Origin of the sequence: Corynebacterium sp. LK2590 (genome assembly GCF_040946105.1) — a bacterium.
Classification (GTDB): Bacteria; Actinomycetota; Actinomycetes; order Mycobacteriales; family Mycobacteriaceae; genus Corynebacterium.
This window is the reverse complement of the sequence record NZ_JAYWMH010000001.1, coordinates 124,830-143,360: the sequence shown is the minus strand read 5'-3', so window position 1 is coordinate 143,360 and position 18,531 is coordinate 124,830. Positions and strand designations below refer to the sequence as shown.

General features: G+C 67.7%; 17 protein-coding genes. 4 read left to right on the top strand and 13 right to left on the bottom strand.

The window, feature by feature from the left end:
• The first annotated feature begins 30 nt into the window (after window positions 1-30).
• On the top strand, window positions 31-972 hold the full coding sequence (locus VVR85_RS00630) for a hypothetical protein (protein WP_368519047.1): 942 nt from the start codon (window positions 31-33) through the stop codon (window positions 970-972).
• Window positions 973-1,059: 87 nt separating this feature from the next.
• Here VVR85_RS00630 and VVR85_RS00625 read toward each other — a convergent pair whose 3' ends face one another.
• On the bottom strand, window positions 1,060-1,641 hold the full coding sequence (locus VVR85_RS00625; protein WP_368519046.1) for a hypothetical protein: 582 nt from the start codon (window positions 1,639-1,641) through the stop codon (window positions 1,060-1,062).
• 171 nt (window positions 1,642-1,812) lie between these two features.
• Between VVR85_RS00625 and VVR85_RS00620 the strand changes: the two genes are divergently transcribed.
• Entirely contained in the window at window positions 1,813-2,751 is a 939-nt protein-coding gene (locus VVR85_RS00620) for an asparaginase (RefSeq protein WP_368519045.1), read from the top strand.
• On the opposite strand, the gene VVR85_RS00615 is transcribed toward VVR85_RS00620, so the two are convergent.
• Entirely contained in the window at window positions 2,748-4,160 is a 1,413-nt protein-coding gene (locus VVR85_RS00615) for a DNA polymerase IV (RefSeq protein WP_368519044.1), read from the bottom strand. The genes VVR85_RS00620 and VVR85_RS00615 overlap by 4 nt on opposite strands.
• Window positions 4,161-4,218: 58 nt before the next feature.
• Between VVR85_RS00615 and VVR85_RS00610 the strand changes: the two genes are divergently transcribed.
• Both VVR85_RS00610 and VVR85_RS00605 read left to right on the top strand, forming a co-directional pair.
• Window positions 4,219-4,875: a GntR family transcriptional regulator gene (locus VVR85_RS00610; protein ID WP_368519043.1), complete on the top strand. Its 657-nt coding sequence runs from the start codon at window positions 4,219-4,221 to the stop codon at window positions 4,873-4,875.
• On the top strand, window positions 4,872-6,113 hold the full coding sequence (locus tag VVR85_RS00605) for an MFS transporter (RefSeq protein ID WP_368519042.1): 1,242 nt from the start codon (window positions 4,872-4,874) through the stop codon (window positions 6,111-6,113). Before VVR85_RS00610 ends, VVR85_RS00605 begins: the two co-directional genes overlap by 4 nt.
• On the opposite strand, the gene ileS is transcribed toward VVR85_RS00605, so the two are convergent.
• The 11 genes from ileS to murG form a co-directional block, all read right to left on the bottom strand.
• A complete protein-coding gene (gene ileS, locus VVR85_RS00600) occupies window positions 6,110-9,259 on the bottom strand; it encodes an isoleucine--tRNA ligase (RefSeq protein ID WP_368519408.1) in 3,150 nt (1,049 codons plus the stop codon). The genes VVR85_RS00605 and ileS overlap by 4 nt on opposite strands.
• Before the next feature lie 360 nt (window positions 9,260-9,619).
• Window positions 9,620-9,826, bottom strand: a complete 207-nt coding sequence (locus VVR85_RS00595) for a hypothetical protein (protein ID WP_368519041.1) — start codon at window positions 9,824-9,826, stop codon at window positions 9,620-9,622.
• A 147-nt stretch (window positions 9,827-9,973) separates the two neighbouring features.
• Entirely contained in the window at window positions 9,974-11,032 is a 1,059-nt protein-coding gene (locus VVR85_RS00590; protein WP_368519040.1) for a DivIVA domain-containing protein, read from the bottom strand.
• 291 nt (window positions 11,033-11,323) lie between these two features.
• On the bottom strand, window positions 11,324-11,614 hold the full coding sequence (locus VVR85_RS00585; protein WP_368519039.1) for a YggT family protein: 291 nt from the start codon (window positions 11,612-11,614) through the stop codon (window positions 11,324-11,326).
• A gap of 125 nt (window positions 11,615-11,739) precedes the next feature.
• Window positions 11,740-12,183: a cell division protein SepF gene (locus VVR85_RS00580; RefSeq protein WP_368519038.1), complete on the bottom strand. Its 444-nt coding sequence runs from the start codon at window positions 12,181-12,183 to the stop codon at window positions 11,740-11,742.
• A 63-nt stretch (window positions 12,184-12,246) separates the two neighbouring features.
• Entirely contained in the window at window positions 12,247-12,990 is a 744-nt protein-coding gene (locus VVR85_RS00575) for a YggS family pyridoxal phosphate-dependent enzyme (protein WP_368519037.1), read from the bottom strand.
• Entirely contained in the window at window positions 12,980-13,744 is a 765-nt protein-coding gene (pgeF, locus tag VVR85_RS00570) for a peptidoglycan editing factor PgeF (protein WP_368519036.1), read from the bottom strand. The genes VVR85_RS00575 and pgeF overlap by 11 nt, the downstream gene beginning before the upstream one ends.
• Window positions 13,745-13,775: 31 nt before the next feature.
• Window positions 13,776-15,071 carry a cell division protein FtsZ gene (gene ftsZ, locus VVR85_RS00565; protein ID WP_368519035.1) on the bottom strand — a complete coding sequence of 432 codons (1,296 nt, stop codon included), beginning with the start codon at window positions 15,069-15,071 and terminating at the stop codon, window positions 13,776-13,778.
• Between the two features lie 232 nt (window positions 15,072-15,303).
• A complete protein-coding gene (locus VVR85_RS00560) occupies window positions 15,304-15,957 on the bottom strand; it encodes a cell division protein FtsQ/DivIB (RefSeq protein ID WP_368519034.1) in 654 nt (217 codons plus the stop codon).
• Entirely contained in the window at window positions 15,954-17,369 is a 1,416-nt protein-coding gene (gene murC / locus VVR85_RS00555; protein ID WP_409338170.1) for a UDP-N-acetylmuramate--L-alanine ligase, read from the bottom strand. Before murC ends, VVR85_RS00560 begins: the two co-directional genes overlap by 4 nt.
• Before the next feature lie 71 nt (window positions 17,370-17,440).
• Complete coding sequence (gene murG / locus VVR85_RS00550) at window positions 17,441-18,523, bottom strand: undecaprenyldiphospho-muramoylpentapeptide beta-N-acetylglucosaminyltransferase (RefSeq protein WP_368519032.1); 1,083 nt, start codon at window positions 18,521-18,523, stop codon at window positions 17,441-17,443.
• Window positions 18,524-18,531: the final 8 nt, after the last annotated feature.

Here is an 18,531-nt window from a genome sequence, read left to right as displayed (position 1 = left end):
TAAACGTATCGATCCGGTAATTTGGAATACGTGTTTCGTGTTAAAGCTATCCCCGCTGTCCTAGTTACCTCCCTGCTGCTGGCCGGCTGCAATTACCAAGCCCCCGGCCCGGCTGTGGAGCAGCCCGTGGGCATGGCTGTCGATGCCCCACGGGTCACCGTCGAATCCACCGGCCAGGGCGACAAGCAGCTGCTGACCTTCGCCGATATCGACTCCGAGCAGGAGCTCAACCTGGATATCACGGAAGGCTTCCAGCAGGACGTGCTGCAGGCCGATGCCGCGGCCGACTTCCGCGCCGAGGACATCGACACCGCCACCACGCACCTGCCGCTGACCGGCTCCGTGGAGGAGGCCTCCGAGGCCACCGAGGGCCAGGCGCCGGCTACCCGCAACGCTTTCTTCACCGTGGGCGAGCCCGGCTTCGACGGCGACGCCGACATCTCCTCGGCCGAGGGGTTCCAGTTTGGCTGGCGGGCCGAGGACAACGGCCAGATGACCTCGCTGCGCCTGGCCGCCCCGCAGGAATCCACGGATAACGCGCGGGCGATTACGGAGCAGGCCATCACCAAGCTGACGGCCCTGCCCGTGGTGTTCCCGGACGAGGAGATCGGCCCCGGCGCGACCTGGACCGTGGAATCGCGCGTTCCGGGCGAGGCCGTCTTGCTGCAGGAGACGACCTTCACGCTGGAATCGCTGGCGGATGGCCGCGCGGAGCTGGGCGTGGAGATCCACCAGCGCCCGTCGCTGGGCGCGCTGTCGCTGGAGGGCCAGGCGGAGGGCACCGACCTGGAGGGGCAGGAGCTGAAGGTGCTGGACTCGAGCACCAACAGCGAGGGCTCGCTGACCGTGGACCTGGGCAAGCCCCTGCCGGTTGCCGGCAACGTCAGCATGCACACCAAGATCACCTACGGCACGCCGGAATCCGACGTGCGCGTCATCCAGACCTCGGCTACCGCGCTGGACTTTTCCTAAAACGCCCTGCCCGCAGGCAGCGAAAGACCCTCCCGGCCGCTATGGCGGGGGGTCTTCGGCTGCGTCGTTGCGCGGTAGCGGGCGGGCTTACTGCTCGCTGACTGCGCCGTCGTTGTTTTCGACGGTGCCGTCGGTGCACATGGCCGGAACCTGCTCCGGGGCGACGGTGTTGGTGATCAGGGTGCAGGCCCAGGACTGGGACAGCTTCCACTTGCCGTCTTCGTAGACGAACTCGACGTTGTCGGCAGTCTGGCCGGGCTCTTCCGGAACGCTGAAGTTCACGGTGGCCAGCACGGACTGCGGGGCGTAGCCCGGCAGGACCGGGTCGACGACCTCGAAGGTGGCGCCGGTTTCCGCCTTGGAGGCGGCCATGGTCTCGAAGAGCTCGGGGGCGGTCTCGCCGCCCTGGACGGTGGCGACCTTATCCTCCTCGGAGGCGGCCGGATCCGTGGCGGTGGCCAACACGGCGTTCAGGTCCGCGGCGGTCGGCTGCTCCGGGGTCGCGCTGTCCCCGCCCTCGGACCCCTCAGTGGATTCCGCCTGGGTGGTCGCGGCGGAGTCGGGGGCGTTGTTCTCTTCCTCGTCGGAAGAGCAGGCGGCCAGCGCCAGCCCGGCGGCCGTGGCGAGTGCCGCGGCGGAAATCCGACGACCAAGTTGAGCGTTAATCACGAAATAGATCTCCTTGCATAGGGTCCAGCGCGCGGTCATCTCGAGCGCGCCTGTCAACTTTATTTATGCTACCGGCTATCTCGCCACCGGCGAAACACGCGCGCCGGAGCTATCAGCCAATTCACAAACTCCGCCCGCTCGCAGCGGCCGCTCAAGGTTATGCTGGAGCGCATGAATTCCACTTCCGCGTCCCCTTCCATCGTCGTCCTGGCCACCGGCGGGACCATCGCGTGTACGCAGGATGATTCCGGCGCGCTGGTGCCCACCCGCCAAGCCGCCGACCTGGTGCGGGGCCTGGACAGCCCGCACCCGGTCCGAGCCGTGGACTACCTGCAGCTGGATTCCTCGGCCATCACCCCGGCCGACCTGGACGGGCTGCTGGACGAGGTCCGCGGACTGCTGGCCGATCCCGCCACCGCCGGCGTGGTGGTAACCCACGGCACCGATTCGCTGGAAGAAACGGCCATGGCCCTGGCCTGCCAGCTCTCCCCCGCCCGGCCCGTGGTGCTCACCGGCGCCCAGCGCGCCGCCGACCACCCGGATCCCGACGGGCCGGGCAACCTGCAGCTGGCCCTGGACACCGTAGACCGCCACGCCGCCGAGGGCACGGGCGGGGCGTGGGTGTGCTTCGGCGGGAAGGTCCTGCCGGCGGCAGGCGTGCGCAAGCGGCATACCAGCGAGCTGGAGGCCTTTGAGTCGCTGGCGGTCCCGGACGCGCTCCCGGCGCGCTTCCCCTTGCCGGCCGGCGCCCTGGCCGACGCCCCGGTGACCACCCTCGCGGCGTACCCGGGCGCCGGGCGCGAGCTGGTCGATGCCGCCTGTGCCGCCGGCGCCCGCGGCATCGTCGTCGCGGCCATGGGCTCAGGCAACATGTCCCCGGCGATAGGCCAGGCCTTGAGCGAGGCGGCGCGCGGCGGGGTCAGCGTGGTCATTTCGACGCGCTCGCCCTACGGCGCGGTGCGCCTGGCCTACGGCGGCGACGGCGGGGGCGCATCGTTAGGCGCGGCCGGCGCCTTGGGCGCGGGGCCGCTGCGCCCGGGGCAGGCGCGCATCCTGTTGGCGGCCTGCTTGGCCGGGGGCGTGGACCCGGCGGAGGTCTTTAACTTCTAGTCCTCGCCTAGCCCGCCGAGGCCGTCCTCGCGGGAGGCGAACCACTCGTCCCAGGCCAGCGAGTCCAGCGGGTCGGCCGGTACCAGGTCCGGGTCGTCGGCGGCCAGCGACTTGGTGCGCCCGGGCCCGGTCGCGCGCGTTTCGAAGCGTACGCTGACCACCCCGTGGCCGGCGCCCTGGATCCAGCCGTGCCCGTACTCGGGGTGGTAGACGTCCTGGGTGGCCACCCACTGGCTGTCGGGGGTATCGGCGACATCGACGGCCACGGGGCCGGTGTCGACCGTGTGGTCGGCCACGCCGGTCTCGAAGTCGCTATCCGGCGGGACGGGCCGCACGATCTCGCGGTCCAGCTCCGGAAAGAGCACGTCCTGGCGGGCGGTCTCCAGCCCGGAATACCCCACGCCGACCAGGCGGATGGGGCCGAGCTCCGCAGGGTAGCGCGCCAGCTTGAACGCCGCGGCGCGCAGGGTCTCGAAGTCGTCGGTGGCGTACGGCAAGGTCGCCGAGCGCGACTCGATGTGGAAGTCCGCCATCCGCAGCTTGACCGTCACCGTGCGCGCTCCCCGCCCGTCCTTGAGCAGGCGGACATGCGCGCCCTCGGCGGCGCGGTCGATGGCCGCGTCCACCTCCGCCTCCGTGACCAGATCCTTCGGGTAGGTGTGCTCGGCGGAAATCGACTTGGAAATGGCGCGCGGGGCGACCTCGCGCGGGTCGATGCCGCGGGCCATCTCCCACAGCTGGCCGCCGACAATGGAGCCGACCGAGATTTCCACCTCGCGCTTGCTCAGCCCCGCCAAGTCGCCGATGGTCTTAATCCCAATCGAGTGCAGCTTCTGCGCGGTTACGGGCCCCACTCCCCAGAGCTTGGCCACGTCCAGCGGGTGCAGGAAGTCCAGCTGCTTGTCCGCGGGGATGACGAAGGTGCCGTCCGGCTTGGCCTCGCCCGAGCCGATCTTGGCGAACTGCTTGCCCGTGCCCGCCCCGATGGAGCACGGCAGGCCGGTCTCCTCGCGGATGGCCGCGCGCAGTTCCTCGGACCAGTCGAAGACGGTCTCGGCGCTCGCGCCCTGCAGCTGGGCCGGTTCCATGAAGCCCTCGTCGATGGACAGCTGCTCGATGAGCCCGACGCGGGAGGAAATCAGTTCGAAGACGCGCCGGGAGGCGGCCTGATAGACCACGCGCCGGGGGCGGACCACGACGGCGCGGGCGCTGACCAGTTGCTGGGCCCGGTACATGGGCATCGCCGAGTGGGCCCCGAAGGCGCGGGCCTCGTAGCTGGCCCCGGCGACCACGCCGCGGCCTCCCAGGCCGCCGACGAGGACGGGGCGGCCGCGCAGGGTGGGCCGGGTCAGCTGCTCGACGGAGGCGAAAAACGCGTCCATGTCGATGTGGAGAACCCAGCGCTGCATACCCCCGATCTTAACCGAGCACTTGCCCCGCACCCCAACTTGGATCCATGATGTATCCATGTTGCATACAAAGACCGAGCACCCCTCCCCGCCCGCGGCGGAACGCGCCTACGCCTACCTCAAGGAACGAATTATCGATGGCACCGTGCCCGGGTCAACCATGCTGAGCGAGGGCGAAGTTGCCCAGGAGCTCGGCTGCAGCCGGACCCCCGTCCGCGAGGCCTTTCTTCGCCTCGAAGTCGAGGGCTTCTTGCAGCTCTACCCCAAGCGCGGCGCCCTAGTGGAGCCGCTGACCGCCCGGGATATCCGCGAGGTCTACGAGGCCCGCGAGCTGATCGATCGCTTCTCCGCCGAGCACATCTGCGGCCTGTCGGACAGCGAGCGACACGTCATCGGCGGCGTGCTAGAGGCCATCATCGCCGAGCAGGACGAGGCCCTAGCGGCTGAGGATCTGGCCGAATACACCCGCCTGGACGCCAAGTTCCACCAGACCATCATGGACAACGGCGGCAACCGCTTCCTCTCCCAGCTCGGCCACAGCCTGCGCGAGCAGCAGCAGCGCTTCACCGCCACCGCGGTGGGGCGCAGCCCGGCGCGCGCCCGCCGCTTCGTCGACGGCCACCGCCAGCTGACCCGCGCCCTCATCGCGGGCGACTTCGACGCCTACCGCCACGCCTTATCCGAACACCTCACGAATTCCCGAAATCAGTTATGACCACTACCGTTACCGAACGCATCCCCTTTGTTAAGTCCTATCCCGCCCACGCCTGGTGGCCGGTGGCCGGCACCATGGTCGCCGTCGCCTGGGGCGGCAACGAATTCACCCCGCTGCTGGTGATGTACCGCGAGGTCTCCAGCTTCAGCCAGGTCACCGTCAACGGCCTGCTCGCCGCCTACGTGGTGGGCATCATCCCCGCCCTGCTCATCGGCGGTCCGCTGTCCGATCTCATCGGCCGCAAGCCCACGCTGCTGCCGGCCGCCCCCTTGTCCCTGTTCGGTTCCTTCCTGCTGTCGGTGGCCCCGAACGAGCCGCTGATTATCGCCGGCGGCCGCGTGCTCTGCGGCATGGCGCTGGGCCTAGTCATGGCGGTCGGTTCTACCTGGATCACCGAGCTCGAGCCCCGCGGCGGCGCCCGCAAGGCCTCGCTGTGCCTGACCGTCGGATTCCTCGTCGGCGCCGGGCTCGCCTCGGTGCTCGCGCAGTGGGGACCGTGGCCCACCCACCTGGCCTATGTCATCCACATCGTGCTCACCCTGGCCACCGGCTGGTGGCTGGGCCACGCCCCGGAGACCCGCCAGCCCATGCGCGGGTCGATTAAGCGCACGGTGCTGGAGCTGACCATCGGCGACATGCTGGCCATGCTGCGCATCCCGGCCGCCGCCCACCGCCGCTTTTTGCGCGTGGTGGTTCCGGTCGCCCCGTGGGTCTTCGGCTGCGCGGGCGCGGCCTACGCCCTCCTGCCCCAGCTGCTGTCCCGTTCGGCTGGCGACGTCCCCATCGCCTTCTCCGGTCTGATGACGGTCATCACCCTGGGCTGCGGCGTGGGCGTGCAGATGCTCGGCCAGGTCATTGACACCAACCGCTCGGCGCGCGCCTCGGCGATTGCCATGGCGGTCATCACCTGCGGCACGCTGCTGGGCGCGGCCGCCGCGCACACCCTGTCACTGCCGCTGGGCATCCTCGCCGCGGCCACGATGGGCGCCGGCTACGGCCTGGCCCTGGTGGCCGGCCTGTCCGAGGTGCAGCGGATCGCCGGCGAGCGGGAGCTGGCCGGCCTGACCGCCGTCTACTACTGCATCGCCTACCTCGGGTTCTTTATCCCGATGGCGTTCTCGGCGCTAGCGCCGTATATCGGCTTTACTAGCCTGTTTTCCGTCGGCGCGGTGCTTGCGCTGTTCTGCCTGGGCAACGTGTCCCTGGCCTGGCGCAAGCACCTGCCGGGCGCGAATTAATTCTTCGCGACGGTGGCGGTAACTCCCGCCACCACTTGGTGCACGCCCTCGCTATCGGCGGGGGCGTTTGTGCTGACCGCAAAGTCCGTGGCCAGCACCTCGGCCGCGATGTGCTCGGCGTGGCGCCGGGCCCATTCTTCCTTCTCCGCCGGCACGTAGAGCACCGCGGAGATGCGGTCGCTGACCTCGAACCCGGAGGCCTTGCGGGCGTCCTGCAGGCCGCGGATAACATCCGCGGCCCAGCCCTCGGCCTCCAGCTCCTCGGTGACGTTGGTGTCCAGCACCACCAGGCCGTCGACGCCGTCGATGCGGGCCGTCGAGTCCGGATCCGCCGCCTGCAGGCGCTCGGTGTACTCGTCGGCGTGCAGGGTGATGTCGCCGTCGACGACGACTTCCTCGCCCTGACGCTCGTAGTTACCCGCCTTCAGGTTCTTGATCGCGCGCTGGACGTCCTTGCCTAGGCGCGGGCCGGCGACCTTCGCGTTGCAGACCACCTCGAAGCGGCCGGCGGAGTCCACGTCCTCGGTCAGCTCGACCTCCTTGACGTTGACCTCGTCGCGGATGATGTCCGCGAAGTCAGCCAGCTTGTCCGCGCCCGCCATGGCCACGGTCAGCTTCGGCAGCGGCAGGCGGTTGCGCAGCTTGTTGGACTTGCGCACCGAGGACGCCGCCGAGGCCACCGCGCGGGTGGCGTCCATGGCGGCGACCAGGGCATCGTCAGCCGGGTAGTCCGCCGGATCCGGGAAGCTGGTCAGGTGGACGGAGCGCTCGCCGGTCAGGCCGCGGTAGATGACCTCGCTGATGTGCGGCAGCAGCGGGGCGAAGACGCGGGCCACGGTCTCCAGCACCGTGTAGAGGGTGTTGAAGGCCTCCGGGTGCTCCGCGTCGCCGGACCAGAAACGGTCGCGGGAACGGCGCACGTACCAGTTGGTCAGCACGTCCGCGAACAGGCGTGCCTCCTCGGTGGCGGTGGCGATATCGGTATTCGCCAGGGCGGAGTCGACGTTCTTGACTAGGTCGTGGGTCTTGGCCAGGATGTAGCGGTCCAACACGTTGGTCGAGGAGGTGTCGAAATGCGCCTCCTGGCCCGCGTAGAGCTGCAGGAAGGAGTAGGCGTTCCAGATGGGCAGCAACGCCTGGCGCACGCCGTCGCGGATGCCCTGCTCGGTCACGATGAGGTTACCGCCGCGCAGGATGGGGCTGGACATGAGGAACCAGCGCATGGCATCCGAGCCATCGCGGTCGAAGACCTCGTTAACGTCCGGGTAGTTGCCCTTGGACTTGGACATCTTCAGCCCGTCGTTGCCCAGGACGATGCCGTGGGCGACGACCTTCTTGTACGCCGGGCGGTCGAACAGCGCGGTGGACAGCACGTGCATGACGTAGAACCAGCCGCGGGTCTGGCCAGAGTACTCGACGATGAAGTCCGACGGCGAGTGGGTCTCGAACCACTCCTTGTTCTCGAACGGGTAGTGCTTCTGCGCGAAGGGCATGGAGCCGGACTCGAACCAGCAGTCCAGCACGTCCGGCACGCGGCGCATGGTGGACTTGCCCGTCGGGTCGTCCGGGTTCGGGCGGGTCAGCTCATCGATGTACGGGCGGTGCAGCGAGGTCGGGCGCACGCCGAAGTCGCGCTCCAGCTCGTCCAGCGAGCCGTAGACGTCCATGCGCGGGTATTCCTCGGAGTCGGAGACCCACACCGGGATCGGCGCACCCCAGTAGCGCGAGCGGGAGATGTTCCAGTCGCGGGCGCCTTCCAGCCACTTGCCGAACTGGCCGTCGCGGATGTGGCCCGGCATCCACTCGATCTCGTTGTGGTTGAGCTCGACCATGCGATCGCGGAACTCGGTGACCTTGACGAACCAGGACGGCATCGCCTTGTAGATGAGCGGCTCGCCGGAACGCCAGGAGTGCGGGTAGGAGTGCTCGATGGTCTGGTGGCGCACCACCCGGCCGGCGGCCTTCAGGTCGCGGATGATTTCCTTGTTCGCGTCGAAGACCAGCTGGCCCTCGTAGTCCGGCGCCTGGGAGGTGAACTTGCCGTCGTCGTCGACCGGGATGACCAGCTCGATGTCGTGGGCGGCACAGGTGTTCATATCGTCCTCACCGAAGGCCGGGGCCTGGTGGACAACGCCGGTGCCGTCCTCGGTGGTCACGTAGTCGGCGGACAGCACCTGGAAGCCGTTGCGCATATCGGCAAAGTAGTCGAAGATCGGCTGGTAGTTGAAGCCGGTCAGCTCAGCGCCGGTAAAGGTCTTGACGACCTCGGCGTCCTCGCCCAGCTCCTTGGCATACGCCGCGCGCAGCCCGTCGGCGAGCACGAACAGCCGGCCGGCAAATTCGCCTTCGCCGCCGACGCGCACCAGGGCATAAGTGACCTCGGGGTGCACGGCCAGGGCCGAGTTCGACGGCAGGGTCCACGGGGTGGTGGTCCAGGCCAGGAAGGAGGCATCGGCCAGCTCCGGGTTGGCCTGCAGCGTCTCCTCCGCGGCCGAGCCGGCCAGCGCACCGGTGACCGGGAAGGTCACGGTCAGCGTCGGGTCCTGGCGCATCTTGTAAGAGTCGTCCAGGCGGGTCTCCTGGTTCGACAGCGGGGTGTGCTCGGCCCAGGAGTACGGCAGCACGCGGAAGCCCTGGTAGATAAGGCCCTTGTCGTAGAGTTCCTTGAACGCCCACATGACCGATTCCATGAAGTCCAAGTCCATGGTCTTGTAGCCGTGGTCGAAATCCACCCAGCGGGCCTGGCGGGTGACGTAGTCCTTCCACTCCCCTGCGTAGCGCAGCACGGAGGACGCGCAGTACTCGTTGAAGCGCTCGAGGCCCATTTCCTCGATCTGGCCCTTGTCGGTGATGCCCAGCTGCTTTTCGGCTTCCAGCTCCGCCGGCAGGCCGTGGCAGTCCCAGCCGAACACGCGCGGGACGTAGTTACCCGCCATGGTCCGGTAGCGCGGGACGATGTCCTTGACGTAGCCGGTCAGCAGGTGGCCATAGTGCGGCAGGCCGTTAGCAAAAGGCGGGCCGTCGTAGAAGATGTACTCCGGCTTATCCTCAGTCTGCTCCAACGAGGCCTTAAAGGTCTCGTCCTTCTTCCAGTAGTCCTGGACGACCTCTTCCATGTCCGGGAAGCGGCTGGAACCGCCGGTCATATCGACCTTGGGGTACACGCCGCCAACATTGGGGCTGTGGTGGTTCACGGTTTACTCCATCCTTCACGCGCGGTAATTCAATCAAACCGCGGGGACGCCTGTAATAGACGCGGTACCACCCCGCTTGGAGCCCTAAAATTAGCGCTCCCGCTTCGTTGGTCGTGAAGGAGTTGACGGTCCCACCCGCCCGGTTCTAATAAGCGCTGCTCAGATAACGCAAAAGCAGCGCCGTTCTTCCGGAATACTCCCCGGTGATGGCCGGATCATCGTATATAAGCCCTTAGTATAGCCGCCCGAGCGCCGGCTGAGCCAGTCCCCGCGGGTTTCCTTTCGACTCGCCCGGCGGAAACGGGAAAACAGCTAGGACCGGTGTTCCGCGTCCTCTGGCTGCGAGTGCGGCGACGTCCGGTCCCCGCGGTGCTTGGCGAAGGCGTCAATTAAAACCAGGATGATGCCGGCGGCCGCCGCGACGAAAACCACCACGAGCGACCAGGTGGCCGCGGACAACAGGTAGTTAACGAAGGCGATGAAAGCGATAAACGCTAAGACCAAGGCAGCAATCAGCATGGAAGATGACGCCCTTTCTCGCAGATGCGGTTCTCACGATGGCTTATGCATTAAACCTACACCAAAGCCCCCGCCGCGCACGGTTATGACCGTGGGCGTGCGGGGGCGTGAGGCGGTACGGGAAAGATGTTCTTCCCCGGCGCAGCCTTAGGAGTTGGACTCGCCGTTCGGGGCGGCAGAGCCGCGGGTCTCGAGTTCTTCCAGCTGGGACTCCAGCAGGGTCTTCAGGCGGGTGCGGTACTCGCGCTCGAAGGTGCGCAGCTCGGAGATGCGGGTCTCCAGGGCGGTCTGCTGCTGCTTGACCGTGTTCATGATTTCGGTGTGCTTCTTCTCAGCGTCAGCCTGCAGGGCCGCTGCCTTCTCCTCGGCCTGGCGGATCTGGGCCTCGGCGCGGGAGTTAGCCTCGGACTCGGTCTGCTTGGCGCGCTGCTGAGCCTCGGCAACCTGGGCGTCGGCCTTCTTCTGGGCCTCGTCCAGCTGGGTGCGGGACTTGGTGTCGGCGTCGGACAGCTGCTTCTCGGCGGCGGTGCGGGCGTCGGTCAGCATGGACTCGGACTCGGCCTTGGCCTCGTTGGTCAGGCGGTCGGCCATCTCCTGGGCCAGGCCCAGCACGCGGGCGGCCTGCATGTGGGTCTCCGGGGTGGCCAGGCCGTTGGCATCCGCGGTGGCGGCAGCGGCCGGGGCCTCCTTGGCGGAGGAAGCGGAGACGTCCGCGACCTTCTTCTGCAGCTCCTGGTTTTCCTTCTTGGCAGCCTCGAGGTCGCGGCGAGCCTTGTCCAGGTCCTGCTTGGCCTTGGTGGCCTCGTCCTGGGCGGCCTTCAGCTCCTTGGAGTCGGCGCTGGACTTGCCAGCGGCAGCGGAAGCCTGCTCCTTCTTAGCGTTCTGCGCAGCCTCAGCCTTGGCGTCGGCCAGCTTCTTTTCGTATTCCTTGTCGAGCTGGGAGCGCAGGTCTGCCTCAATCTCCTTGCGGAGGGCGGCCTCATCGACCGAAGAGGTAGCGGACGCCGCGGAAGCGGTGGCGGCGCCGGAGCCGGACTGCAGGCTGTTGACCTGCGACTGCAGCTCGTCGTTCTCGTCCTGCAGCTGGGCAAGGGCGTCTTCAACCAGGTCGAGGAACTGGTCGACCTCGTCCTCGTTGTAGCCACGCTTGCCAATCGGCGGCTTGCTGAACGCGACGTTGTGTACATCAGCTGGTGACAGCGGCATTGACTTCTCTTCCCCTTCAAGTCGGTGCAACCCCGGAGGTTTCCGGAGTCAATAGAAGATATGAATCAAGCTACGAGCCTACACTCGTCGCCCGACCCAAGGTTTTCTAATCGGACAATAATACGATTCTTCGTTTCATTGTAACCAAAAAGACACAGTAACGGACGATTACTCAAGTCTCAATATTAAGCCGAGGTTGACGATTTTGCACTTTCGTTTACTTCTACCCCGCCGGACCCCGCCCGTTTACGGATTGGCCCAACCCGCCGGAGGCCGGCTAGACCGTGGCAGCTAGACCATCGTGGCGATGACGATATTCATCAGGACGGCCAGGATGATGAACAAGACGATGATGGACATGTCCAGCGCTACCCCGCCCAACCGCAGCGGCGGGATGACCTTGCGCAGGGCTTTTACGGGCGGATCCGTGACCGCGAACAGCGGCTCCGCGCACATCATGAACCAGCGCGGCGGGTTGAACTGCCGGGAAAAGGACTGGATCATCTCGATGATGATGCGCACGATTAGCGCCAGGGAAAAGATCCGGAGCACGGCGTACAGAATAATTCCTAATTGACTCACCCTTCCGACCCTATCCGAACTACCCCCACCTTCGGGGAATTACCCCGCAATGCGCAAAAATCCCCGGGTGCCCTCGCCGGGTTTAACCGGCGGGCAGGGCCCGGGGATTTAACGTCGTGGCGTTCTTAGCGCAGCTGGGCTGCGCGCTCCAGCTCCAGGGTGGAGATGTTGGCGCGCTCCGGCACGATGGCGAAGACGCGGCGGTCGGTGTCCAAGCCCTTGGTCAGGTCGACCATGCGGCCGCGCAGTGCGAAGCAAAGGCCGGCGGCGAAGTCGATGAAGCGCTTGGCAGCGGACTTCTCGGCGTCGGTCAGCTCGAAGACGACGGCGTCGCCATCGCGGAAGGGCTCACCGATCTTCGGGGCGTCGTTGTAGGTGGTCAGGGAAATCGGCACGATGGTCGGCGCGAACTCCGGCTCGGCCGGAGCGCGCTCGTAGCTCGGGCGCGGCTGGTAGGCCGCGGAACCCGCGGTGGCGTAGCGAGCGTCATCCTCGTAGTAGGCGTCGTCGTGCTCCATGTCCATCGGCTGGAGGCCGAAGAACTCCTTCGTGCGATCAATAAATGACATATGTGGTCTCCCTCTGACCCGAAATGTACAAGTGCGGTCTGATATGCGTCTTTGCGTTGGTTTTTAACCTACTGGCCGCGTGCCCATGATGCCGGTTCCGACACGCACGATATCCGTGCCCGCGAAAACTGCCTCGCGCAGATCCGCGCTCATCCCGGCCGACAGCTCTAGGGCGTGGCCGAGCTTCTCCCCCAGCTCATCGGCCAGCTGGCGCGCGGCGGAAAAGACCTCGGCCGCGTCCGCTTCCACGGGCGGGACGACCATGATGCCGCGCAGCTCCAGGTTGGCAAGCTCCTCGACGTAGCGCAGCAGGTCTTCGGCCGTGTCCCAGGCCGCCCCGCCGCGGGACGGGTCCGAGTCGTAGGACAGTTGCACGTAGACCGGTAGGTTCTCGGTGCGCTGGCCGCGCTCCCGGGCCAGTTCTACCCCGCGGTCGAGAGCGGCGGCGAGTTTCTCCGAGTCCAGCGAATGGACGCTGTGCGCCCAGCGGGCCACGTGGTTGGCCTTCTTGGTCTGGATCTGGCCGATCATGTGGAAGTGCATCTCGGGCAGCTGCTCGGCCTTGGCGCGGGCTTCCTGCTCGCGGTTTTCCGCGACGTCGGTGACCCCCAGCTGGCCGAGCAGCGCGATGTCCTCGGCCGGGTGAAACTTGGTTACCGGCAGCAGGCGCGGCTCCGGGCGGCCGGCCTCGGCGGCTAAGGCAGCTATCTGCTCGCGGGTGTTAGCCAGGCCGCGCTCCAGTTCGGCTAGCCGGGCCTGGTCGCTACTTTGGGCTGCCGGGTCCTGCGGGGTGGTTTTATCGGTCATTGTCGGTCTCCTCCTCCAACCAGATGAGTCCTGCCTGCCGGCCGGTGGTGCCCTCCCGGCGGTAGGAAAAGAAAGTGCTGTCTTCGATGGTGCACCGCGGATCCGCCTGGATGGCGGTCACGCCCAAGCTCATCAGCTGCCGGATCAGTCCGGCCCGCACATCGATACCTGGGGTCCCCTTCTCCGTGGTCGTGCGCGATCCGGGTAGGTGGGCCTCGACGTCGGCGGCCATGTCTGCGGGCACCTCGTAGTGGCGGCCGCTGGCGGCTGGGCCCAGCAGCACCTGCAGGCGTTCGGGGCGGGCGCCGAGATCGCACATCGCCTCGACGGTCGCCGGCACGATCCCGTTGCGCGCGCCTAAGCGCCCGGCGTGGGCCGCGGCGACCACGCGGGCCTCCGGGTCGGCTAGCAGCACCGGGGTGCAGTCAGCCACCAGCACGCCCAGGGCCAGACCCTCGGTGGCCGTAACCAGTGCATCGGTGGCCTCCACTGGTGTAGAACGCGGGCCGTCGACGACGGTGACGTTGTTGGTGTGGAGCTGCTCCATCCAGACGATGTCATCAAGGCGGAGTAGCTCCTGCAGGCGCTGCCGGTTTGCCGCTACCGCCGCCGGGTCGTCGCCGACGTGCTCGGCCAGGTTGAACGACTCGTACGGAGACGCCGAAGCCCCTCCCGAGCGGGCCGTAAAGACCATCCGGAAGGGGCGTTTCAGGCGGGCGGGGCGGGTGGTGCGTGCTTCCTCGTTTACTGGCATGCACTCCAGACTAGCGCGCGCTATGGATCAATTAGCGCAAGAAGTCCGGCACGTCCAAGTCGTCGTCGCCGCGGTTGTCGCGCTCGTCGCGGTAGCTCGGGCGGTAGTCCTCGCGCGGGGCCTCGCGCTCGAAGCGCTCGCGGGTGGTGAACAGGCCGCCGTCGCCGCGGGTATCGCCGGCGCGGCGCTGCGGCTCCGACTCGCGCGGGCTGTAGCCCTCGCGCTCGTCGTGGCGCAGCTGGTGGCGCGGCTCGTAGCCGCCGCGCGGCTCCTCGGCCGGCTCCGGCTCGGTGGCGCGGTCGCGGTTTTCGAACAGCGAACCGGAACGCTGCTGGGACTGCTGCGGGCGGGCCTCGCCAGCCGGCTTATCCGTGGCGTTCTTCTCGGCGTCGAAACCGGTAGCGATGATGGTCACGCGGACCTCGTCGCCCAGGTTGTCGTCGATGATGGTGCCGAAAATTAGGTTGACGTCCGGGTCGGCTTTCTCCTCGACCATGGAGGAGGCCTCGTAGACCTCCTGCAGGCCCAGATCGGAGCCGCCAGCCACGGACAGCAGCACGCCCTTGGCGCCTTCCATGGTGGACTCCAGCAGCGGGGAGTTGATGGCCTGCTCGGCCGCGGTCATGACTCGGTTGTCGCCGCGGGCGGAGCCCACGCCCATCAGGGCGGAGCCGGCGTCGGCCATCACGGAGCGAACGTCGGCAAAGTCAACGTTGATCATGCCCGGGATCAGGATCAGGTTGGAAATGCCCTGGACACCGTTGTGGAGGACCTCATCGGCGGCGCGGAAGGCTTCCATCATGGACAGGTTCTCGTCGCCCAGCTGCAGCAAGCGGTCGTTCGGGATGACGATCAGGGTGTCACAGACCTCGCGGAGCTGCTCGATACCTTCCAGGGCTTGGCGGGTACGGCGGGCGCCCTCGAACTTGAAGGGCTTGGTGACAACACCGACGGTCAGCGCGCCCTGCTTCTTGGCGATGGAGGCCACGACCGGGGCGGCGCCGGTGCCGGTGCCGCCGCCTTCGCCGGCGGTGACGAAGACCATGTCGGCGCCGTTGAGGGCGTCCTCGATCTCGGACTTGTTGTCCTCGGCGGAGGTGCGGCCGACCTCCGGGTTGGCGCCGGCGCCCAGGCCGCGGGTGGCCTCGCGGCCGATGTCGAGCTTGAAGTCAGCGTCGGAGAAGATCAACGCCTGGGAGTCCGTGTTGATAGCCACGAACTCGACGCCCTTGAGGCCTTCTTCGATCATGCGGTTGACGGCGTTGACGCCGCCGCCGCCGACGCCGACGACCTTGATTTCCGCCAAATTGTTGTTCGGTGTGCTCATGAGAGGTGGTCAAACCTTTCGGGATTTGTTGGTAAATAAACGAGGAATTGCGCGCCTGTGACGCGGTTGCTTTCCATCTTCACTGACACACGTGTAATTTACGTGTTCATTTGCCCGCGTGTCGGTACCCTCAACCTCTACTTTAGGGTTGCTGACATGGGCTTTTATGCAGTTCGCGCCCCCACCACACGGCAATCTGGCAGGGGCGCGATGTTGCGAATTTTTTCCGGCGCTAATCGCGCTTGGTCACCAACTCGGGGTTAGTGATATTCCAATGGGTGCCGTCCATCTGCAGCACGGTGGAAAACGCGCGGGCCTTGTCCGCGTTGTCGTCGTTCGCGCCCCAGACTACCGTGCGCCCGGACGCCAGGTGCAACGTCGCCGAGTACTTCTCGTCCATGCTGAGCTTTTCGACCTGCGCGCGCTGATCCTGCGACAGGGCCGCCAGGATTTCTACGGCGTCGACCAAGCCGGCCTCCTCGTTGCTATCGATCTCCACGGCGCCTTCCGGCGGCTCGGCGACGACGAACTCCTTGCCCGCCGAGTCGATGAGGTGGGTGCCATCGCCCTCGCGCAGGAAGGCCACGGCTTCCCGCTCGGTGATGTCGACCTGCACCGTGCTGGGCAGGGAGCGGCCCACCGTCGCGGATTTCACCCACGGCAGCGTGGCCACGCCCTCGGCGGCCGCATGCGCGTCCAGGCGCATCAGGTTGCTGCCCTCGGCGATCCCGGAGGCCTCGCGGACCTCTTCCTCCGTGACCTGGCTGGCGCCGTTGAGCTCGAAATCCTGGGCCTTGAACACGGGGAAGAACCAGACCACGGCGGCGGCGATGGCCACCACCGCCACCAGGGCGCCTGCCACCGAAAGTACTAGCTTGCCCCTCATCGGAAACGCTGCTCCAGCTCAGTCAGGATCTCCGCGGCCACCAGGGTGACCGAGCCAGCGCCCATGGTCAGGACCAGGTCGCCCGGTTGCACGGCCGCGACCACGCTGGCCGCCGCCGCGGAGAAGTCCGGCTCGTAGAAGACCTCGGTGCCCGCGGGGATCTTGTCGGTGATAATCCGGGAGGTGATCCCTTCTACCGGTTGCTCGCGGGCGCCGTAGATATCCAGCACCACCGCCACGTCCGCCAGGCTCAGCGCGTCGGCGAATTCCTGCTGGAATTTCATGGTGCGCGAGTACAGGTGCGGCTGGAAACAGACCACCACGCGGCCAGAGCGGGTGGTCGCCTCCACCCGCTCGCGGGCGGCGCGCAGGACCGCGGCGACCTCCGTCGGGTGGTGCGCGTAGTCGTCGAAGACCTCGACCGGCTCCTGGCCCTTAAGCCCCGCCGGGACGGACCCGCGGTACTCAAACCGCCGGCGCACGCCCGTGAAGTCGCTGAGCCCGTCGGCCAGCTTGTGCGGGTCCGCGCCCGCCAGCGTGCCGGCCACCAGGGCCGCCGCCGAGTTGAGCACCATGTGGTGCCCGGGGACCTGCAGCAGGTAGTCCAGGCCCACCGAGTGCCCCGCAACGTCCAGGTGCACGGTCACGCGGGTGCCCTCCGCGGTGGCTTCCTCGGTGGAGATGACCGCGCCCGCCGGGATCTCCGGGTAGCGCTCCACGGCGGCGGGGGTGCCGTAGCCGAGCACGTCGATGCCGCGCTGTGCGGCGCGCTGCCCCATCTGGGCGGCGTGCTCGTCCTCCAAGCAGACCACCAGGTGGCCGGTGGGGGTGATCCGATCGGCGAAGTCCTCGAAGACCTGGAAATAGGCCTCCGGGGTGCCGAAGTAGTCCAGGTGGTCGGGCTCGATGTTGGTCACCACGGCCACGTCCGGGCGGTAGCGCAGTAGGGACGCGTCCGACTCGTCGGCTTCGGCCACGAAGGCCATTCCGGTGCCGTGGTGCGCGTTGGTGCCGGCCCGGTTGAGCTGGCCGCCGATGGCAAAGGACGGGTCCTCGCCGGCCTGCTGTAGCGCGTTGACCGTCATCGAGGTCGTCGAGGTTTTGCCGTGGGTGCCGGCCAGCAGCACCTGGGTGTAGCCCTCCATGAGCTCGCCCAGCAGGTCGGAGCGGCGGATGACCGGGATCCCGGCCTCCCGCGCGGCGACCAGCTCCGGGTTGTCCTGCGGGATAGCGGCGAAGGAGGTGACCACGGCGGTCGGCTCGGCGCCGGAAAGCCGCAGGTTCTCCGCCGCGTGGCCGACCGAGATTTTCGCGCCGAGGGTGCGCAGGACCTCCACGGCGGTGGACTCCTTTTGGTCCGAGCCGGACACGGCGCTGCCACGGGCCAGGAGGATCCGGGCCAGGCCGGACATGCCCGCGCCGCCGATGCCCACGAGGTGGACCCGGTCGAGGTTAACTGCGTCGGGGGTGGATTCGGGGCCCACTAGGATTCCTCCTTGGCTTCTCGGATAGCGGTAGCGATGTGGTCAGCCAGGCGCTGGGCCGCGCCGCCGGCCGCGCTGTCGGCGACCGCCGCGCGCATGGCCTTTAGGCGATCCTCGTCGCCCAGGATGGCGCGGACCTCGCGGTCGAGGCGGGCACCGTCCAGCTCGGCATCGGGGACCTGGACGGCCGCGCCGGCGGCCACCACGTCCTTCGAGTTGAGCGCCTGCTCGCCGTTGCCGTGCGGCAGCGGCACGTAGATGGCCGGCACGCCGGCGGCGGAAACCTCCGCGACCGTCATCGCCCCGGAGCGGCAGACCGCCAGATCCGCCACGGCCAGGGCCGCGGACATATCGTCGATATAGGGCACCGGCACGTAGTTGTCGGTCTGAGCCGGCAGCTCGTTCTTCTTGCCGACCGCGTGCAGGACCTGGAACTCCCCGGCCCAGCCGGGGTGTGCTTCGGCGACGGCCCGGTTGATGCTGGCCGCGCCCTGGGAGCCGCCGGTGACCAAGATGGTGGGAATACGCTCGCGCAGGCCCCACAGCTCGCGCCCGCGGGCGGCGGCCTCCGGATCCTGGCCGAGCTCCGGGCGCACCGGGATGCCGACCTGCTCGCCCGGCATGCCCGAATTCGGGTGGGCGTTGAAGCCGATGCCGCCCAGCTTGACGCCCAGCTTATTGGCCAGGCCCGCCAACGCGTTGGTCTCGAGCACGTAGAAGGGCAGGTGGTGGCTGGCCGCGGCCAGGTAGGCCGGCGCGGCGACGTAGCCGCCGGTGCCGAAGACGGCATCCGCGTCCACCTTCTTGAGAACCTTGCGCGCTTCCAGCACAGAACGCACCAGGCGGTACGGCAGCTTCAGCAGGTCCAGGCTGAGCTTGCGCGGGATCGGGACCGGGGTGATCATTTCCAGGTCCACCCCGCGGGCGGGAATAAGGTCGCTCTCCAGCCCCTTCTGGGTGCCCAGAGCGGTAATACGGGCGCCGTAGTCACGCTGCAGGACAGCGGCCACAGCCAGCGCCGGCTCGATGTGGCCGGCAGTGCCGCCACCAGCGACGACGACGGATAAAGGCTTTGAATTCATGAACTACA

What these genes read in the sequence shown, in the direction of transcription:
- VVR85_RS00620 (WP_368519045.1), top strand. Translation starts at nt 1,813, where the DNA reads ATGAATTCCACTTCCGCGTCCCCTTCCATCGTCGTCCTGGCCACCGGC.
- VVR85_RS00615 (WP_368519044.1), bottom strand. Translation starts at nt 4,160, where the DNA reads ATGCAGCGCTGGGTTCTCCACATCGACATGGACGCGTTTTTCGCCTCC.
- VVR85_RS00610 (WP_368519043.1), top strand. Translation starts at nt 4,219, where the DNA reads ATGTTGCATACAAAGACCGAGCACCCCTCCCCGCCCGCGGCGGAACGC.
- VVR85_RS00605 (WP_368519042.1), top strand. Translation starts at nt 4,872, where the DNA reads ATGACCACTACCGTTACCGAACGCATCCCCTTTGTTAAGTCCTATCCC.
- ileS (WP_368519408.1), bottom strand. Translation starts at nt 9,259, where the DNA reads ATGACCGGCGGTTCCAGCCGCTTCCCGGACATGGAAGAGGTCGTCCAG.
- VVR85_RS00595 (WP_368519041.1), bottom strand. Translation starts at nt 9,826, where the DNA reads ATGCTGATTGCTGCCTTGGTCTTAGCGTTTATCGCTTTCATCGCCTTC.
- VVR85_RS00590 (WP_368519040.1), bottom strand. Translation starts at nt 11,032, where the DNA reads ATGCCGCTGTCACCAGCTGATGTACACAACGTCGCGTTCAGCAAGCCG.
- VVR85_RS00580 (WP_368519038.1), bottom strand. Translation starts at nt 12,183, where the DNA reads ATGTCATTTATTGATCGCACGAAGGAGTTCTTCGGCCTCCAGCCGATG.
- VVR85_RS00575 (WP_368519037.1), bottom strand. Translation starts at nt 12,990, where the DNA reads ATGACCGATAAAACCACCCCGCAGGACCCGGCAGCCCAAAGTAGCGAC.
- pgeF (WP_368519036.1), bottom strand. Translation starts at nt 13,744, where the DNA reads ATGCCAGTAAACGAGGAAGCACGCACCACCCGCCCCGCCCGCCTGAAA.
- ftsZ (WP_368519035.1), bottom strand. Translation starts at nt 15,071, where the DNA reads ATGAGCACACCGAACAACAATTTGGCGGAAATCAAGGTCGTCGGCGTC.
- VVR85_RS00560 (WP_368519034.1), bottom strand. Translation starts at nt 15,957, where the DNA reads ATGAGGGGCAAGCTAGTACTTTCGGTGGCAGGCGCCCTGGTGGCGGTG.
- murC (WP_409338170.1), bottom strand. Translation starts at nt 17,369, where the DNA reads ATGTCCGGCCTGGCCCGGATCCTCCTGGCCCGTGGCAGCGCCGTGTCC.
- murG (WP_368519032.1), bottom strand. Translation starts at nt 18,523, where the DNA reads ATGAATTCAAAGCCTTTATCCGTCGTCGTCGCTGGTGGCGGCACTGCC.